This is a genomic window from Exiguobacterium sp. RIT341 (assembly GCF_000632205.1).
Lineage (GTDB): Bacteria > Bacillota > Bacilli > Exiguobacteriales > Exiguobacteriaceae > Exiguobacterium_A.
This window is the reverse complement of sequence record NZ_JFYW01000012.1, coordinates 95439-114686: the sequence shown is the minus strand read 5'-3', so window position 1 is coordinate 114686 and position 19248 is coordinate 95439. Positions and strand designations below refer to the sequence as shown.

Annotated in this window: 11 protein-coding genes; 1 reads left to right on the top strand and 10 read right to left on the bottom strand. The window is 47.3% G+C overall.

Translation table 11 applies throughout. The annotated features are described in order from the left end of the window. Positions 1-72 precede the first annotated feature (72 nt). The 5 genes from BW42_RS15200 to BW42_RS16605 form a co-directional block, all read right to left on the bottom strand. Positions 73-1761 (bottom strand): Ig-like domain-containing protein, encoded by a 1689-nt coding sequence (locus BW42_RS15200; RefSeq protein WP_052019217.1) that lies wholly within the window; start codon positions 1759-1761, stop codon positions 73-75. A gap of 674 nt (positions 1762-2435) precedes the next feature. After that, complete coding sequence (locus BW42_RS15195; protein WP_035413014.1) at positions 2436-4544, bottom strand: dynamin family protein; 2109 nt, start codon at positions 4542-4544, stop codon at positions 2436-2438. Between the two features lie 4 nt (positions 4545-4548). After that, a complete protein-coding gene (locus tag BW42_RS15190) occupies positions 4549-4845 on the bottom strand; it encodes a hypothetical protein (protein ID WP_035413012.1) in 297 nt (98 codons plus the stop codon). A gap of 56 nt (positions 4846-4901) precedes the next feature. After that, entirely contained in the window at positions 4902-6185 is a 1284-nt protein-coding gene (locus BW42_RS15185) for an McrC family protein (RefSeq protein WP_035413010.1), read from the bottom strand. After that, the gene (locus BW42_RS16605) at positions 6160-8295 is read right to left on the bottom strand and encodes an AAA family ATPase (protein ID WP_052019215.1); all 2136 of its coding nucleotides are present in this window, start codon (positions 8293-8295) and stop codon (positions 6160-6162) included. Before BW42_RS16605 ends, BW42_RS15185 begins: the two co-directional genes overlap by 26 nt. Before the next feature lie 519 nt (positions 8296-8814). On the opposite strand from BW42_RS16605, the gene BW42_RS15175 reads away from it, so the two are divergent. Next, positions 8815-9399 carry a hypothetical protein gene (locus BW42_RS15175; protein ID WP_155960234.1) on the top strand — a complete coding sequence of 195 codons (585 nt, stop codon included), beginning with the start codon at positions 8815-8817 and terminating at the stop codon, positions 9397-9399. A 51-nt stretch (positions 9400-9450) separates the two neighbouring features. Here BW42_RS15175 and BW42_RS15170 read toward each other — a convergent pair whose 3' ends face one another. From BW42_RS15170 to BW42_RS15150, 5 genes are all read right to left on the bottom strand, one after another. Continuing rightward, positions 9451-12828: an Ig-like domain-containing protein gene (locus tag BW42_RS15170; RefSeq protein WP_035413006.1), complete on the bottom strand. Its 3378-nt coding sequence runs from the start codon at positions 12826-12828 to the stop codon at positions 9451-9453. A 352-nt stretch (positions 12829-13180) separates the two neighbouring features. Beyond that, positions 13181-13603 carry an SMI1/KNR4 family protein gene (locus BW42_RS15165; RefSeq protein WP_035413004.1) on the bottom strand — a complete coding sequence of 141 codons (423 nt, stop codon included), beginning with the start codon at positions 13601-13603 and terminating at the stop codon, positions 13181-13183. A gap of 14 nt (positions 13604-13617) precedes the next feature. Beyond that, positions 13618-14160, bottom strand: coding sequence for an HNH endonuclease (locus tag BW42_RS15160; RefSeq protein WP_035413003.1), 543 nt, complete (start codon positions 14158-14160; stop codon positions 13618-13620). A gap of 4 nt (positions 14161-14164) precedes the next feature. Continuing rightward, positions 14165-17227: an ATP-binding protein gene (locus tag BW42_RS15155; RefSeq protein ID WP_035413001.1), complete on the bottom strand. Its 3063-nt coding sequence runs from the start codon at positions 17225-17227 to the stop codon at positions 14165-14167. Beyond that, the gene (locus tag BW42_RS15150; protein ID WP_197026255.1) at positions 17224-19128 is read right to left on the bottom strand and encodes a hypothetical protein; all 1905 of its coding nucleotides are present in this window, start codon (positions 19126-19128) and stop codon (positions 17224-17226) included. The genes BW42_RS15155 and BW42_RS15150 overlap by 4 nt, the downstream gene beginning before the upstream one ends. Positions 19129-19248: the final 120 nt, after the last annotated feature.

Below are 19248 nucleotides of genomic sequence, written 5' to 3'. Positions count from 1 at the left end.
TTTATGTTCTCGTTGATCGGTCAGATAATCCTTGGCTTACATGCCCTTACTTCGTCAGGGTGGATGGTTCAATCAAAGGACTCTGATCGTCTTGTCCTTACTCCTGTTACCAGACTTGTCTTGAGCTCGGATGATCAGGACTGAACCACCTTTTTGTTTTTTTATCTTCACCTTGAAGCTACCTTTCCCATCGACCTTTCCTTCGCCGATTTTCTGTGAGCCGCGGAAGACGGTTATCTTGGCGTCGGACTCTGCCTTCCCGTTGACGGATCCGTCAGTGCGCTTCAGCTTGCTCACGCTCGATATCATCGGGGGAGTACGATCCGACACGGTCACTTGTCGCCTAGCGCTTTGATTCCCTGAGCTGTCGACGGCGTGGACGGTCAGCTTGGTACCCGCCTCCAATCCAATGATTTTGATGCTGTATGCTCCCTTATTAGCAATCACGCTCCCGATGACATTGTCACCCATCTTTATGAACACCTTCGCACCGACTTCGGCACGGCCGCTGATCGTCGTCGACTGGTCAGATACAGGATTCATCGTCGGGACCGGCGGTGGTGTCTTGTCCAAGACGATGATCTTTCTAGCACTCCCGATATTGCCCGCCTTATCGATTGACTGGACAAGTAGCTCAGTGCCCGACTTCTGTTTCGCGATGACGATTCCGTATTTCCCATCCTTACCGGCCGTTTTCTCCCCGATGATTTTCTTACCTACCTGGACCTTGACTTTCGCTCCCGGTTCCGTCCATCCACTGACCATGGTGGAGTGGTCCGAGACGTCGTTCACGGTCGGCGGGGATGGGGCCGTGACATCCTTGACGATGATTTCCGTCGCCTCACTATGATTATCCGCGTTGTCTATTGCGACGACCTGTAATCTCGTACCTGCTAATTGAAGGGGGATGAACGCTTCGTAGTTTCCGTCCGACTCTACTGAAGACGAGCCAATCTCTTCTCCGTTCTTCAAAATGACCGCATGGTTTCCGTCACGTACCTTTCCTCTTACGGTCGTAGTCTTATCAGTCACCTCATGGAAGATGGTCGGAGCAGAAGGCGGGCTTGCATCCCTGACGACCACCGAGGTCTCCTTACTTCTATGGTTCGATGCATCCGTCGCAGTGACGGTCAACTTCATGTTCGCATCAAGGGAATAGACCGATACCTTGAAACGCCCATCTTCCCCGACTTCCGATGACCCCTTGATGCTCGTTTGATGTTTGACGGTGATCGTGGTCCCGGGTTCAGCCGTACCGGTCACATAGGAAATCGCATCCGTCACATCATCGACCTGAGGAGCATCTGGCGGGGTGACATCCTTCACGATCAACCTCGTCTCTCCACTCACTTTTCCTTCGTCATCCATCACCTTGACGATTGCCGTCAATCCGGCTTGCTGTCTATCGACGATGAACTCGAATTCCCCGGTCCCGCTCGCCGTCACAGGTCCGAAGCTTTTCGTCCCTATCTTGAGGATGACCGTCGCGCGAGGCGCTACCTTCCCGCTTACGAGCGTCGTCTGGTCCGTTATATCGTTCACCACCGGGGGAGCCGGTGGTGTCGCATCCTTTTCGCCGACTCCTGATTCGTCGCTCGCATCTCTCGCCTGCATCGCTTTAGGTCTAATATCTCCAGAAGAAACACTCGTGGAACTAACCTTTTCATTTTGTGTGAAGGCGTTCGCCGGCATGGACATGCCCGTCTGCATCGCGCCAATCAATAGACTAGTACTGATGAATAATCGCTTGAACCTTTCCATGAATACCTCCAAGATGAAATTTCTTTGCGTACCGCCTCCACACTTGATGAATGAGTCACGAGATGACGGTATTTTTTCGCAGCATCACTAAAATCATTATCCTTCTTCATAGACATGATTGCACCATAAAAATGTATTTTTTTACTTTAGATTACTTTATCTTCTATATTTTTCTTTTATAAAGGAGAAATCGTATACAGAGAATTTCATCGCTCTATTCATTCGGATGATACGTCCGGATGAATAGAAAGAAAAAACAACTAAAGTGTATACATTTCGGTGTCGAAATGTATACACTTTAGTTGTTTTCAACAATCATCTATCCTAATTCGTTCTAGCACTATGATCAACCAAGGACGCAGATATGCACGTGGACATCACATGATTCATTCCAGCTCCTTCTCGATTCGAGACGACGTCCTATCGTCCGATTTTCCTACTCCAGTCAGTATCGTTATGGTGTAGAGGAAGGAATATTTAAAATAAAACGGATTAGGAAAGCGGCCCGTCGACTCATGTCGATAGGGCCGCCTACCATTCATCAGATGAAGATTTCTCAACTGCTCTTCGCTTTCCAAAAACATGGCAATGAAATCCTGAAAACTGGATCAGCTTATGAAAATCATTCTTCCTGAAGTCAGCTTATTTCGAAATTCGCATATGAGTATGCTCAATCACAGCATACTTTTTAAAGCGGATAAGTTTGTCTCATGACGTGACAACATTTCAATCTGTTTCTCGATTTCTGAGTTTTCAGCTCCATCAATCTCAGCTCGCATGTTCTCGATGTACAGACGCCACTCTTTCTCAAGTTCATCCGCACCTGCATCAAATCCGATTCTCGTATCATCCCAATACTTCGTGATACCAACGACGAATTGTTTTTCTGCATCTTCCTTATCGAAGGATTTACGTATCCCTTTCGCCATGCTCTCTTTCCAAGCAGTAGCTGATAGAGCCATATAAACCGAGAATCCGATGACCGCCGTCAACGCAATCCCTAACGTGATTGGACCACCTATAGCAGCGACCCCACTCATAATGCCCGACATCCCACCAAAGATTCCAACGTTGAGACCCAGTGCACTGAGGATGCCAGCACCTTTAGCGATGAGAATATATCCGCCAAGGTTTCCCATAGCAGCAGCGTAGGCAGCCATACCTCCGAAGGCGACGGCTCCTACAGCTCCTCCTACGAATACATTTTTGACGTTGAAGGAAACATTCAATCCATTCGAACCAATCGATGCGATCTCTATATCACTCTCAAAATTTGCTACATAGCCATCAACTTTCTCGACGAACTCTTCGGTGGATATCTCTAGGGCTTGGTTGAGACGGAACCTTAAATCGTTCGAGATGAGGTTCACTAGTGCGTTCTGACCTTCCTCATCTTTCTTTATACCTGCCTCATCAATTTGATTCACAATTTTCTTCGTGTCCATGACATCAGCGTATTCTTGGCGGAATCGAAAGATGTCCTTTTCTTTCAATCCCTCGATGAATCTATGGATTTCTTGTCGTTCTCTTCTTGCATTCAGACGACGTCCAGGTTCTGCAGTCTCTAATACATATAGTCGCTCGCTGTACTCCTTGCGGTCAGAAACGATTGCCTCGTGTTGTCGGATCTCTCTCTCAATCATTCTGCGCTGATCCTCAATCATGTCCTTTAGCGTGTTTCTCGTCTGCTCCTCTATCAGAGGTGGGAGCACATCTAGTACTTTGATTAGTTCCATTTCGAAACTTCTACGTGTCTCTTCATCATTCGTCGTGTACGGGTGGCAACGTTTTCTGATGTTAGCCTCAGAATATTCGAGACCACGGGCATTTGAATGAGATGCCCATTCTTCCTCGGGAACAGAACGATAGAAACGTCGCATACCGGCATCAAGAATCTGGTTCACCTTCGCCTCGTCACCGATGATATGGGACTGCGAAGCAAGAATGAATAGATTCTGCAAAGGACGACCTAATCCCTCGATGAAAGGTAAGGTATCAATGGTACTCTTCAAGAATGAGATATCCGTCCCCCTCATGAATGCATTCGATACCGACATGTAAAGGACGAGGTCAGCGATTTGTCGAGATTCCTGAGCATATTGATCATCCGATTCACGATCTCCCGTGCCGAATCCAGGGACGTCAATGATGTCACAGCGCTCCAATATCGGACTATCTAGATAGACGACAGCCGCTTTCGCCTCGTTCTCCTCGACATCAAGTTCTGACATCCTTGTCGCGTATGTGATTAGAAGGTCTTCTCCTCCTCTCATCAACACGCAGTTCTCTGAATACGCGCGTTCATCAACTCGATTGACGTCAAAACCATCCTGTCCCCCGGAGAAGATAATGACTTCATCCGAAAAGAAATCAGGTCTATCTTCGATATGTTTGATATATATGTTGATTGACGTCATAGGTGACCAATCAGAGGGAATTTTTGATGTACCGAGTAATGCGTTGGTCAGATGACTCTTACCAACATCAGACATGCCGACGATAGCTAATTTAGGCTTCAGCAGGGACTTTCGTACGACCCCTTCCAAATCTCGAATCCGCTTCATCGTTGTATCGTCCCATTCTCGGTCTTTCTTCAATTCATTTATTCTTGCGAGGAGGTCCAGTCTGAGCTGACGGATTGATTTCGCGTTTAACGTTTTCTCGATGTCCTTCTCGAACACCCTGCTCACTGCAATCTCCTTCGTCTCATCGATGACTTTGGATAACTTATCAAATTGTTTTTTTAAGTTCTTTTGATTCAGAAATTTTTTTGGATCGAACATGTGATTACCTTCTTTCATATTTAGTAGTTAGCATATAGGTCAGCTGACTTCGAGTCGTCAAACGACCTTTGAGCCATGCTTCGCTCGAACGACCCTCCAGTCTTCCTTCAGCAATCTCACGATGGTTGGCGTCCGTGCGCTCTAGGAATAACTTGATTTGCTCATACTTATCATTTGCAGCATCTCCATAGATGTCCTTCATCTCTTCAAGAAGAATGTCCTCCAAGGTATTAGGACGCTCTCCATCTCTTCCTATCTTTTTGATGATATCTTGTGACAAATCAAATAAACTTTCGTACATTTTCTTCTCGTCCGTTTCATTTAATAAATCTCCTCATCTCACCTCAACACTCATCCCTATGAATCCAGGCCTTGCAGGAAGCAGACCAAATCCTCTTCTCCATTCACGCAATCGAACAGATAGATATGCACGGTAATGTCACCATCCGTGTATTGGATATCCCTTATGTCATTCGGGAGGTTCTCGACCAGCGGATAAATCATTACGACCTGTTCGCAGGAATATTTCTTCGCATACGCGAACATCTGATACATGTCGCTCGAGGAAATCCCGAAGTTGGAGTTTCCATGATTAAGAACCTTCCATTTCGTATCGATGATTCGTGTTCCCAGTCTCCCATCCCTCTTGCCTTGATACTTCACTACTATGTCAGGGATGAGTCTGAACGAACCATTATCGAATAGATGTTCGACGGGGCCTTTAAGGGAAATATCCCACTTCTCATCAAAATGATGTTTAATCGTTTTTGCGATGTAACTCTCGAACAGTTGATTCATCGAGAATAGTAGGGATTGTACATTCAAACTACCGGTGGTATTTGATACGTTGGAGTCGTTCAAGAGCAGTCTCGCCCACCCTAACGGAATCTGATAATGTCCGTTCTTCCGGCTATCAAAGATACTAGAGAAGTCTTTCGCCACCTCGTGGCTCTCGGTCGTCCCCTCGAAGTACTCCAATAATCGTCTCGCCTCTTTACGATTCTTCGCATCTGTCGTAACCCCGATGACTTTCATTAAGGCCTTCTTCAAAATTCGATTCTCGGCGCAGTCGATTCCGTACTCGTCGTACGTGACGAAGAACCTTTCTTTATGCACGTGATTGATCGTGAGTTGCCGTGCGAAGTTCATCTTCCCCTTGTAGAAACGCACGTTCTCCTCGAGTTGACGATAGTCTGATTTCAAGCCTCTCCTGACCAGGAGGGACACTTCCTTCAAAAAGAGCTTGATATAGATTTCGAACATAGACATGTCCGAGCTTCCGAGATTCGTCGCATCGAACGACTTACTAGGGAAATCGCGCATCGTCTTCAACATCTTGAGCATGGCAGCCCTTGCGTCGACCTTCGCCCCATGGATTTTCGGAAGGATTTGGAGCTGTCGACCACTCGGCATCTGCAGGACGCCGACGTAGTTCCTTGCACGGATGACCTTGCCGATACCCTTGCGTGATGACAGGGACAGGAAATCGAGTCCGTCCCTTCCTTCCGAAGACAGTTCGAGCATGAGCTCCTCGAGTTCCTCGAACGTCTCCTTGTCGACTTTCTGTCCTGGCCCTCTGCGTACGATGGCTTCATACTCCATCACCTCGATGACATCAGACTTCCGCATGATGACCTGCATAAATCGCTTCATAGACATCTCGACGGCCGAGCGCCTCGGAGTTGATCTGATATGTCTTCTCAAGGTCCATGCTATAGATGGACGAACCGAACAGCTTGGATGAATCGGGACGTTCCGTCAAGATGTGTGGTCCGTTCTTCCTTTGGTCGTCTCCGAGCACGGCCCTGATTTTCTCCTGGTCATCAAAGAAATACTCCTGTAGGAGCGGTATGATCGACTTGAGGAAGATTTCCTTGAGCGCATCCACATCGTCCTCGGACGACAATCCAGAGAAATAGGCATGACCAATCATATGGTCCCGGTCATACAACGCCTCGATTCTACGGTTCATGACGTCGAGCAAGCGCTCTAGGTCGACCCCTCCGACGGAGACACCCTGGAATATCGAAGGATCGGGAGACATCTCGATGAATCGGAATCTTCTCCGCAGCGCCGTGTCCATCAACGCGATGGAACGATCCGCCGTGTTCATCGTCCCGATGATATAGATGTTGTTCGGTACGCCGAACTCCTTCTTCGAATAAGGGAGCTTTACGAGCGTCTCCTCGACCTCACCCAGGCGTTTCGAGGGCTCGATCAACGTGATGAGCTCACCAAGGATTTTCGAGATGTTCCCGCGGTTGATTTCATCGATGATGAACACATATGGCCTCTCGCTCCGGTCGTCCACTTCCCGGATTCCAGATTCCTCTTCGAGCATGCGCTCGACCTGGGATACGGATAGACGATCCAAGGGATAGACGGTCTTCTGCGTCAATTTCTTGCGCAAGTTCATTTCGTAGATGTCGAGCGATATGTTCTTGGCTAGCCAGTTCACCTTGCGGCCACGCTTATATCGCTCTTCATTCCCCAACCACTCAACATCCCCATCGATGATGCCGATGCCATCGATGCGATGTTCGTCCTTCAACGAGAGAACGATATCGCCCACTTCCATCGTCTCGTAGAAATAACTCAGGATGCTGCGCTCGGATGGATTCATGGAAGATGGATTCTTGAACGGATCTTCACCGAATCCATCCCAACCGATTCGCATCATCCCATCTTCGAAGCACGATTTCTTAAGAGGGTTTTCGCCCGACCCACCCAAGGAGACCTTCCAGATACGCGCATCGGCGTCAATCGAGACATCATGTCCTCCGAAACGATGGTCGGCGGAAGCAAGGTCACAGAACTCCTTGAAGATGCCCGATTCGATGTTGAACCCGACCTCGTTCGAACCTGCCGTCACGACCGGCTTGATACCTTCGATGAACTCCTCGTAGCCATAGGACTGGTGGAAGGTCGTGAAGGCGATGCGATTCTCGTCCCGATATGTCGCATATCTTCTTTTCACCTCTGCGTAGCCCTCCGTCTTGATTTCACTCATCGTCTTACCTTCGATGATTGCGACGGCATATAGTACCGTATGATATGTCTTTCCGGTACCCGGCGGCCCTTGTAGGATCATGTTCTTCGGATGCACTGCTTTTCCCCCTTCAAAATTTTTCACTTCGGCTGTCACTCGCTCCTCGAGCAGAGTCGGCGCCACTTCGAGTATCGCCTCGTAACTCGGCATGATTTGTTCGACCGCACCACGCAATACATCCGACAGTTCTCGATCAGTCGTCCTTCCGGTGGCGTTCGAGACATGCGTATAGACGAGTTCCACCTTCTTACTTTTCGCTTCATTGACTCGTTCTCTCAATAGTTCAGGATTTTCCGTTCCCGAGTCCGAAACATAACTGAACTCGTCCCCTTTCAGGAATGGGGCGTCCAATAGATGAGCATGTCTTGCCAAGTCGTCCTTTGAAGGACGACGTCCTCTCTCCCTTGTCGCGTATCGACACTGGAGTACCACGCGTGCGATTATGTTCTCCCCGTCTCTTTGTAGGTCGACTTGGATGCCGTGTGGTAGTTCCTCATATCCTATTTTCTTGAGAACGCCCCAGAGCCTCACCCCACTCCGTCTCACCGGTCTATTCATATCGTCTAAAATCGTTTCCCCATCGATGATCAGGCCCTCATAGAAACGTTTTTCCGACTCTTGTAAAATGAGCGCCTCCTCACCACTGATTTCATCTTCTCTCATGAGATGTTCCAAGAGGATTGTCTCGATTGTGTCGTTCATCCAATGCTCCTTCCAATCCATTCCACTTCGTCCGTGAATCGACAAAAAATCTACATCGAATACAATGGAATGAATGTTGATTTCAATCCTTATAATTGAAAATACACATTCAATTTATGCTTATAAAAGGATTATATAGATTTATTTTCCATTTAGCTATCAAAAAAAAGTACCTGGTCTATATCCGATTGAACAGAGAAGAGATTTTCAAGTAGACATCTCTCAGCAGACACAATTACCATTAGCTCATTTTCTAAATGACCACAGAACACCAATTCACTCATGAAAAATCGTAAGATTATGGACTTTTGAAAGTTGTTCATTCAACTGGCAATCATGGTTCAATGTTTTGGATTATTTTTCATCCATGTACATGCTTTCATAAGGAACTGACTGACCTAAATATTAAAAAGAAAAAGTAAAGCTTTCAGGATGACATGTATAATTCAACTTACACAATATGTTTGAAATACAAGAAAGGAAGATGATCACTTGCCATTCACCGAGAACGCGAATTTAATGAGAAACCTTTATGAATCGATGGATGATACTGCCCCTCACTCGAATTTCCATGACTTAACTGAAATCGTTCCAGGTCTAGTTTTGGAATACCCGGGTAACCTACAAGGACAGGTAAGAGGTGACTATCGTCTCAGCTTGGATGGATATCATCCTTCACATGCCGAGATGGTCCAAGCCATCCATGATTATTGTCAACAAGACGAACGACATGCCGATTCTATGCACCGAGCATTACGAGGTCTGAGTATGGAAGGTCTCGATAACATCTACCACCTCGATTCCCCTTTCCTCATCAATCATCGTTTACTCGACGGATTACAATTCAACACCTTACTTTATTGGCTCATCCTTCAGGAGGACATCAACTATCCACGAAATCGCTACATGGGTGTCCGCATGCCTTTGACTCGCTATGTAGAGGCAGTTATTTCCGCGCGCCATCCTGGACTACTCCCTCTAAATGTGGTCGTCGCAAACGCTACTAGGAGATATGGTCGTCCCACGCCGCGATTCACGCATCCAGAATTGCCCCAGGCATATGATGAGACGCTGACATCCATACAAAACATGCCCACTCATTGAAAAGACGGACGATGCCACGCGTCGTCCGTCTTTCAATCTCTTATCTATAGATTATTTTTTGATTACAATCTTGGTCTCTCTCGTCAGATAAGAACTCTTCGTAGATACTAGATACAATACTACACCCTTCTTCTGACGCGGGATTTTCATTTTAAAGTTTCCTTTATTATCTACTGTCGTCTTCGCGATGGTCTGTCTCGTCACTGACTCGAGGACGATTGCGGCCCCAGGCGTCCCGGTACCAGTGATGATTGATGACTTCGTCGTCAGCTCTGATACCTTCAATGTTTGTACACCCTTCACTCGTACTGAGAGAAGGTCAGATTGATTCCCAGATGAATCCTTCGCATACACACTGAGTTTCGTGTTGATTTTCAGAGGCTTGACTTTAAATGAAAATTTCCCATTCTTATCTGTCTTCGTAGTAAGTGTCTTTTCACCGATGACGATATAAATCTTCGACTCTTCATTGGTCGAACCTGACAAGGTCGTTGATTGGGTTGTGACCGTCGTCATTGTCGGTTTCTTAGGTGGTATGACATCCTTCGGATAGACTCGTCCCGTCGTACTCAAACCAACCAGGTCCGTTATCCGGAACGACCATGTGGCTTTGAGGTCGACAGGTTCAGCAACTTGGTAGTAAATATTTCCGAACTCATCCGTATTACCTCTGAATACGACTTTTCCATTCTTCATCAATTGTAAGCTTGCATAAGGCTCGACCCGAGCAAAGAATACATATTTATCCTTCACTCTATGATCGCTATTGTCGAAATATAATCTCGCCGGCTTAGCTGGCGGGGTCGTATCCGAGAACTTCTTGACGATGTCCTCAATCTTCTCGCCTTTCGCTGAGACGACTCGGAATTTGACCGATTCATGATTTTTCAGCGAACGCGGCAAAGAGTAGGACTTACTACTCCTGTTCAGATTAATCTTTCTCTCGACATTATCCAGAATCATATATATTCTGATGGGACCAGGATTATTTTTGTCTACATTGGTTTTTATGGTCACAGTCTTCCGATCGCTTTTCAGGGAGATGGATTGGATTCCCAGAACCAATCGTTCCATAACGATTGGTTTATTACCTGATTGACCATCTTGTACTTCTACTCGGACCTTCTGGTTCAATTTCATTTTATCAACGCCAACATCGAAAGTACCATCGTCCTTAATCGTACCGTAGAAAATTTTCCCTTCTGTTTCAACAATTACTTTCGTATTGATTTGTCCCTTCCCCCTTACATGAGTATCATTGACCAAAGGAGAATCAATTTGTGGATTCATGTCAAAGGGGACGACACTGTATGGTTCTGATACGTTACCTGCATAGTCGATTGCCGTTACTTCTACTTTGACTATATCAGAAGAAAAAGTTATATCTCTTAATCGAAATTCGTGTACAGATTCGTAATCAGATACTACATCTCGTTCTTCTTGCTCACTCGTTCGTCCATCCCGATATATGATTTTTATTTTTACTCTTGCCAAGTCTTCTGGTTTATTGATTAGTTTAGATACCTTAAGCGTCAGACTACGATCTCCATACTTAACAGGTAAAATCGAGATATCCGGTGGAGTTACATCACGAATTTTTAATTCTTCATACATGATATTATTACCGCTAATTTTTAGACCCAACTCATTCGGAAAACTGAATCCTTCCGCCAATGCGCTTGAATAATCAATTGTGAATTTTCCATGGCCATCACTGGTCGTCTCAAGATTTTTCATTTCGCGATCTTTATAAGATGTTATGAATATTTTTGCTAATGGTATCGTTCTACCCGTCACTTTCATCGATTCTTCTGTAAGGTCATCTAAATCGATAGCAGGAATGGTTCCTTCTACAGTCTGAGACTCGATTCCCGTCGGTGATATAGTTTTTAATATGATCTTATCTTCTTTTTTGATTCCTATCACATCGTATTGGAAAGACGAAGGATATTCTTCTTTGAAAAATTCGAAAGTACCATCTGGGTGCATCACGGTGACTTGCGTACGAAGAGGACTCCCGCTGAAATCTCCCTTATACACCGACAACTTCCCTGACCGGTAGCTATAGGTCGGGGTAGGTGGTCTACGTACATCCTTTACCTCCTTCGTGTCAACGTGTTCGTAGTCCGCCGTCCCATTCTTCCGTGAGACGAAGACGCTGAACGTTCCAGCGATTGTCTTCGGATACTTCACTTCGAAACGACCTTCTTCATCCGTCTCGGTTTGCATAATGTAGTTGTCCCTCGGATAGGAGAATCGGATTTGCACGTCCGCGAATCGTCTATCGATTTTTCCCTTCAGTACGTCTGAATCGCTCGTCGGGTTCGTCCATTCTACTTGATGATTTCCTGATTCGTCCTTTACTTGATAGACTTTAAACTTTTTCTTATAGTCTGTTATGGCATTCTTCTTCGTCATGATTTCAACCGTTTTCGTATCCTCAGCCAATTCTCCACAATCGAATCGACCATCGACTTGAACAGGAGAACACTTTCTGACTTCTCCATTTTGGACGATTTCGATTTCGTTCCCTGGAATCGTGTAACCTGTCACTCGTTCGTCAGATGTGACGAACTCTTTCGATAAAATCAACGGGTCCGTACCACTCAACACAGGAACTTTCAGTTCGTATGTCTTCTTGAGCGCATCAGGCAGCACTACACCTTCACCGCCTTGAAGAGACAGGTTGAACGTGACCTTCTTCTGTTGATTGATTAATTCAATCGGATAGTCAAGTCGCGCGTCGAAGTCTCCATCTTCATCGCTCAATATCGTCTGATATCGAGGTAGATAAGTGTCATCCGCATAGGTGACAGTGATTTTAGTATAGGGTACAGTATTTCCTTTCAGATAGTATCTCCCGACTTCACTCGCCTGCAGGGTGAAGGGGATGACCGGCTTCTCGCCCAATATGATTTCTTTCGTCTCGCTCTTGATTCCAAAGTAGGAGGAATACACGTATGCTCTGTCCACGCCAGACATTTCCGGAAGACTGACAGAACCCATACCCTCGAAAAGGTTACCACCAGCTAATAGATGTATCTCTGAATCTGGCAAGACCGAACGGAACAGCGATTCCTTCCCGTTCCTACCTAAATAGAGTGGTGGGGCGAACGCATTCCCTTTCGGGACAATCGATTGGCCCGCGTCGTAAAAACCATCTTTTTTCTTACTCTTCAAAAAGAGTGCCTCATGACCAGCAGTGGATGGCAGGTCAAACTTGAAGCCACCATCTGATTTAGCGGTCGTACTCAGCCACGCCCCTCGATGCAGCAGCATCAGTTCTTGGCCGGGTTCAGCAGTCCCGACGACTTGTCTGTCCCCCGCCATCACTTCCGAATGATTAAGTTCTGCCCTTACTTGATCCGGCATTGATATGGTCAATATGTAAAGAACCAATGCGACGATCATATAATTCATCTTTTTCATGATTTCATTCACCTTTCTCGTTCAAATAAATGCTTCGTTCCATCTTCTTTTCAAAGCCGTAAGATGCTTCAGAAAAAATAGAGACAAAATGCGGAACACATCAAAATCAATCATAGTATTTTTTCTTTAAATTTCCTTTTTTAACAAAATATTTTATTTTTTGATTTAGAGTATACTTTAACTTGATAAAGAACAGTCAAGTGACACACGAGGGTACGAATAAAAAATGAGGATGTATACTTTCGACGTCGAAAGTATACATCCTCATTGGTCGTCCCTGAAAAATCATCCGAACCTTACTGGTTTCCTTTGAAAGATTCGAACTATACGTTTTTCCCTTTTGGGCCGTCGACTAGATGACAGGTTCGTAGAAGACGTCCAGATACTCATCGAAGGAACTGGTGATTTCTTCCTCGGTCTGTGCCTCCTCGTCCCAGAACACGACGGCCGGTACATCGAGTAGCGGATCATAGTATAGACAGATATAGTTACCGAACTGATCTATCATGAAGGGATAATAGTCATGCGGTAGCCTCTGGCGCATGTTCGCCGTCGTGTCCCATATGTTGTCGATGGACGAAGGATTGAAGGAAAGTAGCGATTTGGCCACTCGTTCCTTCGTCACCCTCGTGTCGAACACGTTGGGTCGCGGACGCCCCCCGTTGTGCTCGCGTATCAAGGCAATCAGACGTGAGGGAAGCTCTATCCCATACTTTTGCTCATAATCACGGATGTTCTCCTCTGATTCCAATGGTTTACTCAGGATCCATTCCATCATGTCACCTCCTATCATCTATAGAACTTACCGCCACCCCAGATGGAGCGTCCACCGGTATGGGCAGTCTGTTCATGTATCGTACGGTCGACGAGTTGCAGCACTCCCGGATTCTCGGCATGATGCCAGACCATGCCTTCAGGCGTATCCCCCGCGGCAATCTGTCGCTTCTGCTCTTCCGTGAATCGTCCACTCAGTTCGGGATTCGTCCGGATTTTCTCCGCCAATTGTCCGTTCGCCTCCTTGAACTGCCTCGCGTCACTCGACAGATATCCACTCTCGTCGAGCTTAGCGTCGAAATGACTCTCGAAGTTAGGGAATACTCCCTCTCGTTTGCTACCGTCGTTCATCTCGATGCTCCTGCTCACGAACGGTACACCACTGACTTCATGGAGCTTCCCCGCCAAGGATTCATTCCGACATTTGATGTACGACGCATCGTAATCCTTGTATACGTTCTCCGAGAACATCGTTCTCGGGAGGTCTGCTTTTCCCTCGAATCCTGACTTTTCCCTATAGGAATCCAGTTCGTCGAATCGGATTTCGTTCAATCGCATCTTCTCACCCGTCCTTTCTTTCTAGGTACGAGAACCATTCTTCATAGAAGGAGACGTGCTCCTCGTGCAAGGTACAATAATGTAGGAGGAGCGGCTGCTGTATCAAGGACTTGGTCCGTTCTCCTTTGACATAGAAGGACAGGCTTCGCTGGAACCTCTCGTCGAATTGTTCGAACGTGTCCGCCCCCATGGAATACGTCATGATTTCGTCGAGGGGTACGAACGTCGCGATTACCTCTCCTACGAACGCTTCTTCCATATCCTCGAACAGTCTTCCATCCGGATTCGTACGTATTTTCGAAATCAATCGTTCCTTTAGCCCTGATCGTACGTTCATCTCATGGTTGACGTCTTCGAGCAAGGACTGGCGGTCAGGACGCTTCGCCAGGAGATTTTCGAGGAATCTCGTCACGCGTTCACGTCTCTGGGACAGGCTCGCACGTTTGTCATAGACATAGGAGAACCCGGATTTGATTGCGTGCTCAGATATCTTTCCTAGTATCGGTTCGAGCCAATCGTTCTGATAGACGACGGCGACGCCCGTCTCTAGTTTCGATATTTCTGACGTCTGATGTTCGTCAAGTCCTATCGAGGAGCCGACGATCTGACGATCCATCGACTCCGGCAATCTCATGATGATTTTGGTGTTGGTGTTACGAATCGCTGATGGATCGAGCAGGCTCGGTGATTGATCGACGAGGATGAATCCTTCGCCGAGCGAGCGCATCTCGGCGATGCCGTTCGATATCATCTCCACGGACTTGCCTTGTACGTTACTCCCTTCGGCCGACTGTTCGACGGATGTTCGTCTCAGTAGATGGTGTGCCTCCTCAAGTACCGTGACGTGCCGCAATCGATTCCCTAGGACGTTAGAATGGTGTAGACGATGCTCTTGTAGTCGTATGAATAGTAGTCCCATCAAGAGTGATTTGGACTCACTGGAACCGACCATGCTCAAGTCGATGATGCAGTTCTCATCAAACAACTTCTCTGACGATACCTCGTCCGAAACCAATATCTTGCCCAGCTGTCCGAGCGCAAGTGAGTTCACGCGCGTGACGAGCGCTCCGGTATAGTTTCCCTTCACCTCAATCGAATAACGTGATCGTTCGATGACCTTCGGTAGGGCCTCAACGAGGTCCATGACAGTGGGGAAGACCGGATTCCTATCAAAACAGATTGAATGTTCAAGGTTCCATCCACTCTCCACATAGATGCGTTCAATCGATTCACGAAGGATAGCTGGCATCGCGTCGTACATCGGCCAACAAGCGTTGAAGATTTCAACGAGTCGGTCGATGTGTTCGAACACGTGTACCGTCTCCGGGAAATAGAATGGATTCAGACGAAGGAGCGGTGTATTCGCTTGGTTCGTACCGAAGACATTCACGTCATCTCGGTCACCGAAGATATGCTTGTACTCACCCTTCGCTGGTTCGATGACCAAGTATGTCACATCACTCTCCTTCAAGTTTTCGAGCAATCCGTAGACGGTATTCGACTTACCAGATCCTGTCGAACCCGTGATGAAGGTATGCATGGAAAGGCTCTCGACATCGAGCGATAAACTGGTCTCGTAGACGTCACCCATATGATAGACGTGTCCGATGTCGATGCTCCTTCCGAGATTCTTCTTGTTGAGATAGGATACGTTCCGGCCGAACTCAGCCATCTCGATGACCGGGAGGCCAGGCGTCGATTTCCGGGGGAGGGTGAGTGCCAACGCTAGCTCCTTCGTATTGATGAGCGCTCCACTTGAGAGATTGAGCTGATAGACATCCGGGCTCTTGAACAGAGGGTGCTCTAGTCTCTCGAGCGATCCCATGATGTTCCTTGCATCGGGATGGTTCGACGGCCAGACGGAAATCGCAGATCCCTCTATAGAGGAGTCCTCGCCTCTAACGAGCGACTGGTAGTTCGCCGCGACGATTCTAGCCGTCTGTTCGTCCTTCGTCACGAAATAGGCTGCGAAGTTCCATAGTCCGATGTCGGAGGCGACGTTCAGACGGTCGAGATGCTTGTCAGCCTTCTTCAGGACCTCGTCAACCTGCTTGTTCCCGACCTCGAACTGGATGCTCATCGTGTTTCCGCTTGTTATGGTCTGGTTGCTGGATTGACTGGTGCTCTCCGATTTAGAGAATCCTTCAGTCTCACTCGTCCCCTCCGTATTGCTGCTGGTGTCCGAATAACTTACATTGACTCCTCCATACACGCTGCCACTCACTCCCACACCTCCGATTCCTACCCCGGCAGATGCCGTACCTCCTGCAGAAACCCCTCCTCCTAAAGTCTGACTCGATGTATGTGATTGGGTCTTCGCCAAGCTGACGCTGAAGGAATCCGTCAACCCCTTGCTCGTACCTTCGCTCAATCCTTGGCTCTCGTTCCTTCCACTCGAATACGTAGTCTTCCGTAATCCGGATATCGCGGTATGCATCTCCTCGAAGCCTTGGCGCATCTCGAGGATTTGCCCGGCTGAGATGGCTTGCGCAAGGAAGATGGCACTGAACTCCTCACCATGCATCGCATTGATGAGTCGTTCCAGTCCTCTTACGTCATGTTCGTTCCGTAGGTCCTTCAGGGAGGGGACGCCTGTTACGCACGAGACCGTCAAGCTACTCGAATTCTCTACATCGAAGATTCTGCGCGTCATCTCATGATATTCAGAGTTACGTACTTGAGTAGTCCTCGTACCGGGGAGGTTCCCCTTCATGCTCTTGAGCAATCCGTCCTTGACGGAGGACGCGGAGAAGTCTTCGGTCTTCGTCCCGATATAGAATTCGACCTCATGGCCATCGCTATGAATCATTAGGCAGATGTTCCCTTTCGTGGTCCCGACCGCATTGAAGATATTGATTAGCTTCTCCAGGATGCGCTCTTCCTTCTCGTAGACGATTTTATCGATACGGACGAGACGTATCCGCTGCATGGTGTCTTCGAGAGACTCGTGAGTGGTCGAGACCAGATCGAATTCTGTGAGGCGGTGGAGATAGTTCTTGTCCATCACGTCCTTCGATATCGCCAATAGGTTTTCTGCCGAATCGTTCATTACGACTAAATTCTTCATGTCCCATCTCCTCTCTCTGGTGCGAGATTCGGTCTCAACTCGATGACGGACGATAGCATCTTCTGCATGACGTCTATCCATTCGAACTGTCTCGTCAATTCTTCTATATTTCTAAGGTCTTCCTGACGCTTCTTTTCAGATGAGCTCGTACCGGCCTCGAGTCTCTGTACGACTTCCTCCGCCTTTCGTAGTTCCCTTATCAAATATGTCTTGAATGCATCTTCTAACGATCCGATTAATCTCGCGGCTTGTCCATACGTATCGCGGACCTTTTTACCGACGTTCTCTTGATACGTCTTGAACGACTCGTCCTTGAACGAACGCAATGAGCCCTCATAGGCCAATATTTCATCGAACGGTCGTCTCCAAGAACCGAACAAGTTCCACGAAGCGTTTTCAGTCGCGGGTTTCAGAAGTAATCGAGCTCTCGGCATGCCATCGCTTGCTTTGTGTTCCTCAATCAGGATTTCAGGAACCTCGAACCTTGAGCGCCAGGTCGGGGTCGACGAATTCAGTTGTTGAGTATCAAGGGGGTCGTTCACGAGATGGATATACTTCTCAACATCCCGCTCGAACCGCTCCCGGAACAAAGATGCGATTTTATACTCGATGCCCGTGACGGCATCGAGTTGTAGGTTCTGCATTTCAAGATCTGCGCACTTCATCAACCTAATCATCTGTAACCCACTCGTATTCTCTGATACGCGTTTGGAGTCTTCTATACTCCTATTATATCTGCGCAATACGGTCGCCATCCTCGAACCGAAAGGGTTCGCTGTGTCCACTCGGCGATTGACGTCCAACATCGCTTTCAGATGTCCTTCTATGGCACGAGCATAGGAGGCTTCCTGCTGCGACTTCTCGATGCGTTCATCACTTTTGAAGAAGAGGACATCCTTCTTGATACCAGTAATTCGCTCTTCGACGTCATCATGCGCGATTTGGAGTCTTGTCTCCAAAGTTTTGAACAAACTCAAAAAATCGACATCCCGTTCTTGAGTAGCGTGCCTTTTCAACGCAGCGAATATGACTCGCTCATCGATTGATTCATCACGGATGTTCCAATCTCTATCCTCTTCGTCCATCTTTTTTGTTCGGGAATGCTCGGCACTCTTCTCATCTTTCCGGTGATGGTTCATGTTTGTAAGAAGTCTCGAGAACAGACCACCCTTCTTGTTCACGTTCACCTCCGTGCTTCCAACGATGGCTTCTCCGACTTCGTTCCCCTCGTGCTTCTCGACCGGATGTTCCATTTTCACATTCCCGAGGACGATACGTTCCACCCTGTTCGCCGTCCGTCCAGTTCTGCCATTGATTTTTCTCGAGACGACCTCGAACGTCTCATCCTCTGCTTCCTCGTCGGTGAAGTAGATCACCTGACGTGGAACCTCCTTTCTTGGGTTCCATGATTCGAGCAAGTCGATGGAACGGATATGATTAAAATGGATGTATCCACCGTCCATACTCATCTTCATAGGAGTCATGTATGGTACATGACTTTCATCGGTCGTCGCGGTCTCAAACAACGACTTGAAAAGCTCTATCTTCACCTCGTCGAGATTCGTGATGACCAACGTCCGAAGATTTGCATCCGATACCCTCTCATGGCCTAGCCCGCTCTCGTCGATTCGCAAGGACTCCACTGGACCCTCCTTGAGTTGATTGAGGATTTCGCGAATCATCATTATCCTCTCATCGTCGTCCATTATCTCTTCGTGAAAGACGTCTACGCCTTGATATCGATTACTGATGATTTTCAGATGATCATAGTCAGTCTTCTTCCCGAGGAAACGTAAACTGAATGTCTCTTCGTTCAGTTCATCGATGAGATAATCAATCACTTCTCCGTACCATTCGTCGAACGGTTTGAACTGGAACCTCGAGAGCTTGGAGTCCTTCATCAAGTCTCTCCTCATGTAGTTGATTTTCGTAATCCTATCGTAGGGGTTATGCGACATCTCTACCATCCGCATGGACATACCACCTTCACCTTCATCTATTTGATGACTCTTCTTTTGATG